The organism is Paenibacillus sp. MABNR03 (assembly GCF_050455445.1).
Classification (GTDB): Bacteria; Bacillota; Bacilli; order Paenibacillales; family Paenibacillaceae; genus Paenibacillus; species Paenibacillus xylanilyticus.
Map to the genome: position 1 here is coordinate 1,184,962 of NZ_JBCIYR010000001.1, position 13,269 is coordinate 1,198,230.

Here is a 13,269-nt window from a genome sequence, read left to right on the forward strand (position 1 = left end):
TTTATTTATTCACCGCCACATGACCAGAGAATAGCCTTTTCTATGTAACTTGGAACTTTTATTACATCACCTATATTTGAATAAACGCTTTTGATATTGGATTTGGTATCATCAACACGGTCCCATTCTTTATTTATTTGTAACTCTAAGTAATCTGTCAATTTCTGTGCGTAAACGCCTTTCCCAACCTCTTCAACATCTATATGCTTAAAAATGTATTTAGCATCCTCTGCTAATAATTGATCGTTTTCATCGTACAGATTGTTTTTCAATGAAATTTTTTCGCAACGCGTTTTTACTTTTCCGGGTTTTGGCCATAAATTAAAAAGCACTTCAGCCATCTGACTAGTGTTTTTTTCAATAGCTAAGTCATATTCAAACGTCTTTAAAGGTGAGTGAAACAATCTTCCCCAAATGCTGTTATTAACTTCCTCAATTAGTAGTAATGCGCTATTTGCACCTAAAGGTTCTTCTCCAGGTAAAGGAAAAATGTCTACGAGTGTGAATAACGGTTCTTGGTCTTCATCTAACTTTAATACACCATTTTTATCATAAATATTTTCTTTGGTTTTAGGAGGATCATTATCTGTAATTCCAGAGCAGTAGATTGGTAATTGATTCGAATTTGTGGAACTGTCGAAATTTACAAAGAGCTTCATGAAATGTTTAAAGTTGATACCATTGATGTTGATTATAGATACACCTGCTTCTTCCAAAGAGTTGGGCAACATTCTCGTTGTCCCAGTCAAGTCTTTATTATGTCTTGCCAATACTATCTTTGCTAAAGAGGGAATTAGCATTGCTTCACTTATACCTTCCACCAAAATGATTCCTTTAGAAAAAAGCAACGTAGACTTTGTAACATCAAGCCACCGGTTAATATAGTTTTTACTTTCACCCAAATTGATTTCTTTCAATGAGGTCGCAATAATTTTTTCTTCCTTTTGAGTAATATGAATTAAATTGTCCGTATTTATTGAAGAAGCAAGCACTGGTGAATGGGTTGTAATAACAACTTGTGCGTGTTCAAGTTTACGTGTTATCTCTTCTAAATATTTTATGAATTTCACCTGAAGTTGAGGATGAAGGTGTGCTTCTGGTTCTTCAATTAACAACACGGTCATCATATTGTTATCTTTTAATAATTCGAGTTCAGCAAAAACAGTAGCTATGTACAACAGATTATTATATCCCAAACTATTTGTAGCAATATCTCTGTACTTATCTGGATCATTCTGCTGGATGCCAGGGAAAAAGACCATTTTGATACTTTCTACTATCTTATTAAAAGTCGTTTCTGCGAATTGCAGATTGATACTCTGACCTAACCGTTGTCCTAGTGTTTCCTCAAGTTTTGTATTTATTTTTTTCTTTGCTGATTCAATCTCATTGTATTTATTTTCAGAATTATTTGTAATTTGTTTATTAAATTCGCTTACGCTCTGCACGAGTGTATCTTTATTGTTACCATATTGCTTTTTTAAAAGTTGTGCCAATCGGGATCTCTTACCATTAACGAGTTTTTCCTCTGCATCTCTAAGAGGCGGTAGATATATGCAATCAATGCATTCAAATGTTTCTTCTTCAAAAATGCTAGATTTGGCAGCACCACCCCATATTTCTTTCTTGTAGTAGCCTTTTCGATTAGGATTCGCGTTAATCTCTAGATGCAACTGTGCTTTAAAATCTGCATCACACCATGATAGAAAAGTTACTTGTTCATCTGAATTAAGAGACTCAAATAAAAGATCGATTCTAATTTCAGGAGCGGAGTATTTATTATCAAAAGAACGATAAAAGTCATCCTCATCTATATTCATATATGAGAATTCATTTTCTCGTAAAGCAAGTCTCAATGCATTAATAATAGTGGTTTTGCCTGAGCCGTTTTCCCCAACAAGTACATTAAGTCCTTTGTTAAGTTTGATTTCAGATTTCTCTTTAGTATTCTTATACCCTGAGATACTCAACCTAGATATATGCATTTGAATGCCTCCATTAAGTTATAGTCAGTCTATATTAATTTAAACATTCCCTTGACAAACCTGTCGAACGCCCCAGTGTTAAGTGAAACTCAAATTAATGTTTCGAAACATTAAAGATAATTCACTTTCACCGGTTTCTTTCGAGAGGGTTATAGCATTCATTAACTTGAATGCTATAACCCTCTCCTTTAAAATTAGCGGCTTCAATGGGAATATATTCTTGTACCTCGACATTTTACTCTGAACAATAATTTTTGATTTCATTCGTCTGTTATCAGGCTGATAAATCACCATTGTCAATATTGAGTAAATCCAAGTTCTCGGTTAACCCAAACTATGGTACCTCGCTTATTATGATGATCGAGTTGACAGTCGAAACCATGCTTTCTGTAGAAATGTTCCGACCTGTCGATGTGATCTCAGTCTACTGAGGAAATCCATCCGGTAATAACTTTGTTTTGCATCTCATGGACTATTTTTATTAGCCCTTCCATCATGATTGACCCGTAACCCCTATTAACCCGCTCTCCTTCAATCTTTATATCTGCAATATCCATATGTTTGTTCTCAACATGTACGTGGACGTTCGAATCAGGTACTTTTACCCCATCTTTGGAAATGACCTTCACCCTAAGATGAATGTTTACATCATCCATCCCGTCACCATACATTAAGCGGTAAATCATGACACTCTCCCCAAATTGGTTCTGGGCTACATGAATGATCTTATGTCCATACTTTTCGAGATCAGTCGTGTGCCACCTGATATCATACTCAATATCGCCCTTTTTCTTCAACGGGAGCGGTTTGTATTCTCTATTCAACATAAGAAGCAGATCGCTGTCCCCAAATAAATCCTTTAGTATATCGGTAAGCTGCTTTGAGCTTTTCTCATCAAAGGGATTATTTTTCTTTGCCACTTTATCACTCTTTTCTTCGTAGCTATTCATTGATTCTATAATAGTAAATATTCCCTACTTCCCATTCGAACTCCTTTATCATTTCGACTGAATTCTACATCATGGATGAGCATCTTTCAACTTTTACCCTAACTTGGAAGATGCATTGTTTATTCGAAATTTTATAAAAATGCACTCGGCAATGCTAAACAGATCAATGGATTATTATTTTCTATTTGGATTTCATAAATCACTCATGTTCCCAAATAAATTATTTCTGTTCAGAGAATATAAAATACTTAAGACTAGTTAAAGCCCCAATCTACATTTTGATTGGAGCTGCTCTAAAGTTACATCTGGGAAGACTGGGTAGAGTGGGTTCTTTAGTCAGACTGGACAAAACCTTCAACAAAAGAAGTCATTGCTCTTCGATACCCTATCCTAAAAGGTAGTGTATCTCCTGTTAAGCAAAGAAAATCCGATGGTAGTCGGATTTTCTTTGCTTAATTTTAATAGTCGCTCACTCTGATATGGCCTGAGTATACATTCTTAATAGGGAAGTCAGTCTGTCCACATTTACAGTTGTCACTTGAGTTTGTCCCTTCCAATAAAAGAATGTTGCCTAAAAACAATGTGGGTTACCAGTTAGCAAGGATCTCATAATCTTTAACCGTTGCATAAGGTCTTAATATTTTGTCCTTATCCAGCTCGGCTATCGACTTTCCTTGTTTGATTCTTTCAACCCAATCATGATTAGCCAAAGCTCCTTTGCCTAATGTTACGAGATCCGCCTTATCATGTCCGATAATTTTGGATGCCTTTGAAGGGCTCTCAAGTTGACCATTAGCAATAATTATCGTTCTTGCGTATTTCTTTGCAAGTTCCACCAGTGAAGGTTCTTCCTTCTCAAACGCAGGTTCCCAAGCCTTATATTCGGTTACATGAATGTAGTCCAACCCGGCTTTTCTCAACTGGCCGAAAATGACTTTAGCATCTTCCTCTCCGCCAGCCCATTTATGAGCATAATCATTGACTTTGACTTTTGCTTCAAGTCGGACTTTCTCGACACGAAGAAGCCTCCGAACCAGCCAGCCCGCTATTTTGCTTTGTGTAAAGAAGATCTTTATCGGCAAATTCAGGTTTAGGTTGTTATCCTTTGTTTTACTTAACATAGCCCCATAAAATTTTCGAAAAAAACCTCCTGGAAAGAGATCCAAGAGGTTGATAATAAGATTCTTCTCAACAGTTATAGTATATCTTGGTTCTTCTAGTCTAAGTCTGAACCGTTTGATTCAATAACTTTCTTATACCAGTTAAAGCTCTTCTTTCTTATTCTTCTTAGAGTTCCTTGGCCAGCATTATCTTTATCAACGTAGATATATCCGTACCGTTTTTTCATTTCTCCCGTAGATGCGCTAATCAGGTCAATAGGCCCCCAGCTAGTATATCCCATCAGATCAACACCGTCTTGAATTGCTTTGGAAACTTGCAAGAGATGCTCGCGCAGATAGTCAATCCGATAATCATCATTAATAACATCGTTTGCTTCTACCTTATCTATTGCTCCCAGACCATTTTCCACGATAAACAACGGTTTCCGGTAGCGATCATACAATAGATTTAGAGCAATTCTTAAACCAAGCGGATCAATTTGCCAACCCCATTCCGATGAAGGTAAATATGGATTTTTCACTCCACCGAATAGATTGCCGGCCGTCGTTTCTTTCCCATCCGGATTTGCGCTAACTGCACGGCTCATATAGTAACTGAAACCAATGTAATCCACAGGATAACTCTTTAAAATATCATCATCCCCGGCTTCTGTTTCAAGCACCACGTCATTCTCTTTGAAAAATTGTGCAGCATATGAAGGGTATCCCCCTCTAGCTTGTACATCTCCGAACATCAGGATTTCCCGCTCTCCTTGTAGCGCAGCAAAAACATCTTCAGGGGCACTCGTTAACGGATATGCAGGAATATAGGCTAACATACATCCAATCTGAGCCTCTGGCATAACTTCATGGCATGCTTTAACAGCAAGAGCACTCGCAATGAACTGATGATGTGCAGCTTGATATTGAAGCTGTTTCTTATTTTCTCCTTCACGTGCGATGATTCCACCGCCTGTAAAAGGATAGTGAGCAAGTATGTTTATTTCATTAAACGTCATCCAATACTTGACTTTTCCCTTGAATCTTTCGAACAGAACTTTTGCATAACGTTCATAAAATCTAATGATCTTCCGACTTCTCCAGCCACCATATTTCTTAGATAGTCCTAATGGCATTTCATAATGAGAGATGGTAATGACAGGTTCTATGTTGTATTTCAGCAACTCGTCGATTAACCGCTCATAGAATTGAAGTCCTTCTTCGTTAGGAAGCGCCTCATCTCCCTCCGGAAAAATCCTTGACCACGCAATGGATGTACGAAAGCAGCGGAAACCCATCTCTGCGAACAGTGCAATGTCTTCTTGGTAACGGTGATAGAAGTCTATGGCTTCATGAGAAGGATATTTGCCTTCGGGCACTTCCAAGATTGGACCTGTAATCCCATGCGGCAATACATCTGCCGTGGACAATCCTTTTCCATCTTCCAAATAAGCCCCTTCGACCTGATTGGCGGCTACTGCGCCGCCCCACAAAAAGTTTTCAGGAAATGTGTATGGTACAGTTTTCAAAGTATTTCCTCCTCTCTTCTTGTTAGACAACAAGCGTTAGCAATTTATCTTGTGCTGTAACCGAAGAATTTGTTGTTTCAATAACGTCCAGGTAGTCGGCAGTATTCGAAATAATAATAGGGGTGATCGGGTTGTAGCCCGCTTCCTTTATTTTCTCCAAATCAAAATCAATCAATAGATCTCCCTGTTTGACCTGATCTCCTGCCTTCACTCGTGGCGTGAAATGTTGACCTTTTAATTGAACGGTGTTGATGCCTACATGAATCAATATTTCCCCCCCATTCTCGGACATTAGAATCACGGCATGTCCTGATTTGAGGACGGTGCCCACGATGCCGTTCACTGGAGACAGTACTTGCCCAACGGTCGGAACAATAGCGATCCCTTTCCCCATAGCACCTTCCGCAAATGCTGGATCGGGAACTTCAGTCAATGATTTTACCTCTCCAGTTAATGGGCTGAGAAGTACTTCCTTTTTCAAAATCGGTTCAACAGGACTTGCACTTACTTCAGATTGATCCATGTTTTTTTCATTTTCAGTAGTGTTCACCGTGACTTGTTCATTCGCTGCAACTTCTTTTTTGTCTTGGTAACCAAAGAGAATCGTCAGAATCAAGCCCATTGCCATCGAAACGGCGATTCCAATTAAGTAGTAACCAACCGGTTCAAATGCACCAATGGAGAAAACATTCTGGAAAACAAAAGCTGTAGCATACGTATGGAATGCACCATTAATGGCCCCACCAATAGCTCCGGCAATAATGACATACGGGATTGTACGTTTGTAACGCAGCAATATTCCGTAGACCGTTGGCTCAGAGACACCGGCTAGCAATAAACTTAACGTAGAAGAACCGGCAATGGATCTTAGTGCCTTTTCTTTTTTAGACTTAAGGAAGACAGCAAGTGCTACACCAGCCATGGCAAAGTTGGAGGCTGCCCACATTGCAAGAATGGGATCTGTTCCATTCGTTAGGTTCGCTAGAACGATCGGAATGATGCCCCAATGAAGACCGAAAACAACAAGGAAAAAGATTAATCCACCAATGACAGCGCCTGTTAACAATCCACTTACACCCATAAGATAATTAATGGCATCTGCGATAGCGTTTCCGATGTACACTCCAAACGGACCAAAAATCATCGCGGTGAGTGGCACAATAATGACCATACACAACAATGGAACCAAAAACGTCTGAAGCTCTTTGTGAATGATTTTTTTAAACCATTTTTCGACGTAAGAGAAAATCCAAATAGCAACAAATACCGGGAAGACCGTTGCGGAATAATCCATTAAAACTACAGGGATACCCAAGAAGGATGAAGTATCTCCATTGGCCAATAACCCAGTAAAGTTTGGTTCCATTAACGATGCACCGATCACTCCACCGACGTAAGGATTAGCACCAAATTTGATGGATGCAGTGACACCTAGGAATATAGGCAAGAAATAAAAGACGGCATTCGCTGCTGCAGCCAAAATAAGATAAGTTCCACTTTCTGCAGATATCCACCCAAAAGAAATGAACAGAGTTAAAAAGGCTTTAAGAATTCCGGCCCCGGCCATTGCAGGCAACAGTGGAGACAAACTCCCGGAAATTACTGCAAAAATTCTGGACATCAACTTCTCTTTCGGTAGTTCCGCATCTGCGGAGTCAGAATTCCCATGATCCAAGTTGCTGGTCTTCTTGATCTCTTGGTATACATGTGAAACGTCATTTCCGATAACCACTTGAAATTGACCGCCACTTTCGACAACGGTCAGTACACCTTCCAGGCTTTTCAGCTTCTCTTTATCTGGCAATTGGTTGTCCTTAAGATTAAATCTTAACCGAGTTGCACAATGGACAAGATTGGATACATTCTCCTCCCCACCAATATTTTGCATAATGTCCTTTGCTAATTTTTCGTACTTCATCACATTGCTCCTTTTAACTTATTCTGGGTGTATATAAAATAAAAAAACCTGAATAGGTGAGGAAGCACACCAATAAAATGTACTTATCACTTATCCAGGCTTTGCCCAACGAATGGTAACAACCCTGATCTATATTGTAAATATTAGTTCCTGCTGGTCACGCGCCTGATATGGAGCATGAAATAAACCATTTCAGCTTCGGTCGTTTCAATCTTATACTCTTCCTGTAAGTAAGTTCTAACCTTCTCACTACAGTCAAAAGCTTCGGGATATTTGGAAACCACTTGTTTGTAGAGTTCATCATCTTCGCTCGGAATCGTCTCATTACGCATAGTGCGATACGAAAAATATCTCAAATGAGTCACAAAGCGACTGTAGTTTAACGAATTCTCATCCAATTCGATTCCGTAGTGAAGGGTCACTATATTAAGGATTCCCTGAACCATTTGGGTAACGAGCACGGTCTGTTCCATTTCCTGACCGTCCTGCTGTCCATTCACAAAATGCATGGCGATAAAACCAGCTTCATCAATAGGCAGCGTAAACCCGGTTTTGTTTTCGATAATTTGTAGAGCATGCAAAGCAGTTTGATACTCTTTCGGGTAAAATTTTTGTATCTCCCAAAGCAATGCATTTTTAAGGCTCATTCCCTGTGCAGAGCGAGTTATTGCATAACTAATATGATCGGTGAGAGCCAAATAAATATTGTTGCTAAAGGAAGTTTGCAGATCGCTCGCTGCGTATCGAATAATCTGATCCGTTAATTCCAGATGCTCTGGAGGAATTTCACTTAATAATGTTGAAAGCCGTTCAGATAATTCTTTGGTCTCCATTACAAAAGTTTTTTCAATTCTAGCCAGATCTATATCTTCACCTGGATTTTTATGGTATGCCAGTCCTTTCCCAATAACAATAACCTCGGATCGATTGGGTCCTTCAACTAGAGCAACATTATTGTTAAATATTTTTTTTATTCTCAAAATCTCGCCCACTTTGTTTTTTTTAATAACAAAAAAGCCTAAACAATCCAGAACTAAATATCACTTAGCACGGATTAGTTTAGGCTTTGCCTGCTGTGCAGTAACAACCCTAATATTTATTGTAAACACATTATATACGATTTTAAAAGCGCTATCAAGGGAAAATTCAAATATTTAATTGGTGCCTCATACTAAATGAGAGCGAGTTACTTTACATATCATTGATCAAACTCCCTACTTCATTGTTTTATTGAACAATGATTCAAGAAGTTCATCAGATATTATAATCAAGTTTCCGGTTCTTAAGATATGAAAATCCCCATACAACAATTGAAGCTGGGACTACACAGCATCTAGCAAGTCCATTGACCGATACTCCACAAATAACTGTTTAACGTTGATCCATAAGTTCCGCCGAAAAATGTGCTAACCATGAAGTCAGTATTAAGTCTACTTTTAGCACCTTTATCTAGCGAATAAATGCGAGTTAGATTCATGACTTGGGCGCCTTGAACGCCCAACTCCACAAGTATAATCCTCAAAATTAGAATGAGAACACTGACGATCCAGACAAATAAAGCAAACAAAAGCAAGAGAATTAATGTCATGATGCCGATGACCTGCGATGGCATAAACAGATCAATAAAGCATCCAATCCATGGCACACCCAAGGCTCCAACCACACCAACTAATCCAAACAGACAGTCTGACTCGAATAATGATAGGGATACCCTTCGAGCAAAAAAAGAGAAGTCCAAAATAGGCTAAAAGCAGCCCCTATAAAGTTACTCCTTTTCCGTCATATATATGTGTGTTAATTAAATAGTAAACTATAGGAAAGGAAGCAGATATAAAGAAATCGAAACAATAATATCGTTATTTTAAGCTTCACGAAAAAATACAGCAGACACTCTAAAGTGTCTGCTGATGTCTGCTTAATGAAACTCTTTTCACGATTTTTAAGTTATCTCATTGGTAAATGTTCGATTGACTTCCTGATTATTCGCAGCAAAAAACTCCGAAGCAGTCGTAGCGCAATACTATTTCATAACGGATATCTCCTAAACCAGATATTTTTCAGCAGGTGTTTGTATACTCACGTTATGCTTACCGCTTCTGTAGTTCTTCGGATTGTTCGAATCTACGGTTAAACATTTAAGAGCCTTTTACTTTGGAATCCGAAGCACAAGTTTGGTATTTTGATTAGCCGCTGACCTCAGAACCATAGTTTATTTACCTATGTGGATGATTGCTAGGTAAGACATCTACTGTTTTTTGTAGACTTGTTTTACGTAGTAATCTTGGTGTCGCTCCATAATATTTTTTAAACATTCGACTAAAATATCCAACGTTTTCAAAGCCTGTTTGTGAGGCGATTTCGGTAACATTTTTTTCTGAATTTAAGAGTAATTCTTTTGCTTTTGATAATCGATACTGTATTAAGTACTCAACTGGGGTGATGTCAGCACCTAGTTTAAAACAACGTAATGCCTCACTTTTACTTACTTTCGCTGCATCTGCAATATCGGTAAGGCGAACTTTTCTTTCATAATTTTTATATATGAAATCTAACATCAGTTGCAGTCGGGTTTGAAGAATATAATAATTTGAAGAATGTGATGAATTTTCATAAGACTCTTGATGCAAGTACAGCGTCTTCCATATGGAAGACATTAATACCTGAAGATCAAGTTCTTTTGTCATATTCTTAGAATTCATTAATTCAAACACTATGTTTAAAGAATGAAGAATCTCGTCTTGCCATTTCACTTTTCTATTTAAGAAAAGTCCTGAAATCGTTGAAAACATTATGGGTTGCACAAATTTCTGAAAGACAAGATGATTTCCACCTGATATGAATTCCGGAGAAAAAACGATATTTGGAACCAACGCCCTTTCTATAGCTTCATAACCATGAATGACTCGAGTATTGACGAAAATCCCATCCCCTGCTTCAAGTGTTCGTTTGTTCCCACCTATCCAGTAATCAACTTTCCCTTCTTGAATGAGAGCAAACTCTAACTCAGGATGCCAATGACGGTTAATGGTTTGATTATGAAAATATAACGTATCGTCTAGATAATATTGAATGGGGAAATTGATTGAACCGTGAGTGGCAACTTCCCTATATTGTTCGTTAGTTAATATGGCCCCCTGCAATCCAAACACCTCCTGAAATTCGGCGATATTGTACTACAAATTCACTTTATACTGCAAGTATGTATTGAAAAATAGAGATAAATTAATAAAAAGAGTTTAGAGAAACAATAATTCTAATTATGAATGAAACGGAGGCAGTAACAAGGTCAAGGTATATCAGTAACGAATATCAGAATCAAAAAATACTAAAGATGAGGTACTCTTGTGGAACAATATAATAATAAAACAATAATTCTTAATATTAACAAGTGGAAAATTTCTTTGTTTGTTTTCTTTGCTCTGTCGGGAATGGCTTTTTCTTCGTGGACTTCGAGAACACCTGAGGTAAGAGATATTCTTCATGCATCTACGTCAATAATGGGCTGGATCATTTTTGGAATTGCGGCGGGCGCAATTGTTGGTCTTGTATCTGCAAGTTCGGTGATCCGTCATATAGGAGCACGAAAAGCAATTGCCTTAAGCGTTATCATTTTGTCTTTAGGATTGCTTATAGCGGGTTTTAGTATTCTATTGGCTATAAAGCTGCTTGTTTTCTCAGGTCTTGTTGTTTTCGGGCTTGGTTATGGAATTATAGACGTAGCTCAAAATGTGGAAGGAGCAGCACTTGAGCGAAGTACCAATAAAACATTACTTCCCGCTCTTCACGCATCGTTTAGTGGAGGTACTCTCTTAGGAGTAGGCTTAGGCTCACTTGCCATATCGGTAAAAATTCCTGTCTTTATACATTTTATAATCATTGCTTTTGTGATTATCTTGTTTGGAGTTATTTGTATAAAGTATTTACCGACGGCTACAGGAAAAGTAGACCTAATAACTAATCATCATTCAGTCAGTTCTCCACAAACCAAGGTTAGCATCTTCAAAGAGTTAAGACTAGTTTACATTGGTATTATTGTTATGGGAATGGCTTTGGCAGAAGGTACGGCAAATGATTGGTTACCCATTTTATTTGTAGATGCTTACCAGGTGACTCATGTTACAGGTACGATTGTATACGGTGTTTTTTTATTAGCTATGCTAATCGGCCGAATGTCCGGTGGCTTCTTACTAGACCGCTTTGGCCGAGTTCCAATAATGGTATCAGCTGCAATCATAGCCGTATCGGGATTAGCTGTTGTGATACTTGATATTAATTTCTACTTTGCTGCAGCAGGAGTTTTTTTATGGGGAATCGGTGCATCTTTAGGATTTCCGGTAGGTTTGTCCGCTGCTGGAGATAATCCCAATGGTGCAACAGAGAGAGTTGCTTTCGTTTCCACGTTAGGTTATTTAGCTTTTTTGGTTGGGCCCCCTTTCATTGGACTTTTAGGTGAATCAGTAGGGCTGCTCTATGCCCTACTTGTAGTAATAATTGCTGTATTGATCGCTGGATTGTTCTCTCCAGCTGCCAAGAAAATTGAAACTAAATCCTCTTAAAAGTTAATATCTTAAATAATTATCTAGATAAAGACAAAAAAACTTCATAAAAGTGGTGACCTTTTCCCGAGTGGATTCCGGAAATGGTCACCACTTTTGGTTTATGAAATGATATTCTTCGTTTTTAGATGTTTCAGAAGATTTTTTTCGTTATGAAATAGCATTAACAATCTCATCTATAACCTGTTTGCAAGTTTTAATTTCTTTGATCCCTCCTGCCGATGGAGAGATGGAAATTGTACCAACCTCCAGATTACCGTCAAGTAATCCCGTTTTAAACCCATTTTTTATATAAGTTCCAGCTTCAGCGTGTTTTCCTTCTTTAATGAGTTGAAACGCTCTCTTTCCTCCAATTGTAGGAACGGTTCGTTCATTAGCTCCTTCAAGTCTAAGGAATTCGTCACTAGTAACTTGAAGAATTGCTTGCTTGGCCGCATCACTTGCTGGATTCTCATGAGTCGCTACAAAACGAGTGCCCATGTATACTCCTTCTGCGCCTAGATTCATTACAGCTTGTACTCCTCTGCCATCGATAATTCCTCCTGCTGCAATAAAGGGGATATTTAAAGAATCTGCAGCTTGAGGAACAAGTGTGAACAGACTAATTTCATACTGGCTAATATGACCTCCTGCTTCATTCCCAGTTACAATGAGGGCGTCTACTCCTGCAGTCTCAGCTTCAATCAAATTTTGAACTGTGGGGTTAATTGGGCGATAAATTACTGTGAAATCGTGTTTTTTTAGTTTCTCTATTTCGTTTTGATGCATTATAGTTCCAATAACTACAACAATTTTTACATTCTCTTCAACTAAAACATCAAACAACGCGTTAGTGAATAAACTTGTCCCATTAACATCGAAGGGTAAAATGTAATTGACTGCAAACGGTTTATCCGTCAACTCCCTTACTTTCCTGATCTCACTTCGTACACCTTCTATAAATTCATCTAAACTTTTCGCCGAGTTGTGTTGACCAGCATTTGGCCCAAGAACTCCCATTCCTCCAGCGTTTGAAACTGCAGCAACAAATGTAGCCGAGGTAACCCAGCTCATAGCTGCCGATATAATGGGGTATTTAATCCCCAGTAATTTGGTTACTCTATTCATAAAAAGACTCCCTTCATATCATCGAAATAGTGATTGAGTTAGTAATGGATGTCTCATATAATAAACAGATCTCTTTGACATTGGAAGTAGGCAAAAAAATGTGACCTAGTCACTTTTTTAGTAC

Annotated in this window: 9 protein-coding genes; 1 reads left to right on the top strand and 8 read right to left on the bottom strand. The window is 38.2% G+C overall.

From position 1 onward, the window contains the following. Positions 1-5 precede the first annotated feature (5 nt). From AAIH57_RS05115 to AAIH57_RS05145, 7 genes are all read right to left on the bottom strand, one after another. Positions 6-1,985: an ATP-dependent nuclease gene (locus AAIH57_RS05115; RefSeq protein ID WP_430020782.1), complete on the bottom strand. Its 1,980-nt coding sequence runs from the start codon at positions 1,983-1,985 to the stop codon at positions 6-8. A gap of 419 nt (positions 1,986-2,404) precedes the next feature. Continuing rightward, positions 2,405-2,905, bottom strand: coding sequence for a hypothetical protein (locus tag AAIH57_RS05120; protein WP_430020783.1), 501 nt, complete (start codon positions 2,903-2,905; stop codon positions 2,405-2,407). 617 nt (positions 2,906-3,522) lie between these two features. After that, the gene (locus tag AAIH57_RS05125) at positions 3,523-4,056 is read right to left on the bottom strand and encodes a hypothetical protein (RefSeq protein WP_430020784.1); all 534 of its coding nucleotides are present in this window, start codon (positions 4,054-4,056) and stop codon (positions 3,523-3,525) included. A 95-nt stretch (positions 4,057-4,151) separates the two neighbouring features. Next, a complete protein-coding gene (gene ascB, locus AAIH57_RS05130) occupies positions 4,152-5,564 on the bottom strand; it encodes a 6-phospho-beta-glucosidase (protein WP_430020785.1) in 1,413 nt (470 codons plus the stop codon). Positions 5,565-5,586: 22 nt separating this feature from the next. Next, positions 5,587-7,482: a beta-glucoside-specific PTS transporter subunit IIABC gene (locus AAIH57_RS05135; RefSeq protein WP_430020786.1), complete on the bottom strand. Its 1,896-nt coding sequence runs from the start codon at positions 7,480-7,482 to the stop codon at positions 5,587-5,589. A gap of 143 nt (positions 7,483-7,625) precedes the next feature. Next, complete coding sequence (gene licT, locus AAIH57_RS05140; RefSeq protein ID WP_062319797.1) at positions 7,626-8,462, bottom strand: BglG family transcription antiterminator LicT; 837 nt, start codon at positions 8,460-8,462, stop codon at positions 7,626-7,628. Positions 8,463-9,695: 1,233 nt separating this feature from the next. Beyond that, positions 9,696-10,622, bottom strand: coding sequence for an AraC family transcriptional regulator (locus AAIH57_RS05145; protein ID WP_062319802.1), 927 nt, complete (start codon positions 10,620-10,622; stop codon positions 9,696-9,698). Positions 10,623-10,826: 204 nt separating this feature from the next. Between AAIH57_RS05145 and AAIH57_RS05150 the strand changes: the two genes are divergently transcribed. Next, positions 10,827-12,038, top strand: a complete 1,212-nt coding sequence (locus AAIH57_RS05150; RefSeq protein ID WP_430020787.1) for an MFS transporter — start codon at positions 10,827-10,829, stop codon at positions 12,036-12,038. Positions 12,039-12,188: 150 nt separating this feature from the next. Here AAIH57_RS05150 and AAIH57_RS05155 read toward each other — a convergent pair whose 3' ends face one another. Further along, positions 12,189-13,145 carry an NAD(P)H-dependent flavin oxidoreductase gene (locus AAIH57_RS05155; protein WP_430020788.1) on the bottom strand — a complete coding sequence of 319 codons (957 nt, stop codon included), beginning with the start codon at positions 13,143-13,145 and terminating at the stop codon, positions 12,189-12,191. Positions 13,146-13,269 lie beyond the last annotated feature (124 nt).

Excerpts from the sequence above, each read along its gene's own strand:
- AAIH57_RS05115 (WP_430020782.1), bottom strand. The coding sequence starts at position 1,985 with ATGCATATATCTAGGTTGAGTATCTCAGGGTATAAGAATACTAAAGAG.
- AAIH57_RS05125 (WP_430020784.1), bottom strand. The coding sequence starts at position 4,056 with ATGTTAAGTAAAACAAAGGATAACAACCTAAACCTGAATTTGCCGATA.
- AAIH57_RS05155 (WP_430020788.1), bottom strand. The coding sequence starts at position 13,145 with ATGAATAGAGTAACCAAATTACTGGGGATTAAATACCCCATTATATCG.
- AAIH57_RS05135 (WP_430020786.1), bottom strand. The coding sequence starts at position 7,482 with ATGAAGTACGAAAAATTAGCAAAGGACATTATGCAAAATATTGGTGGG.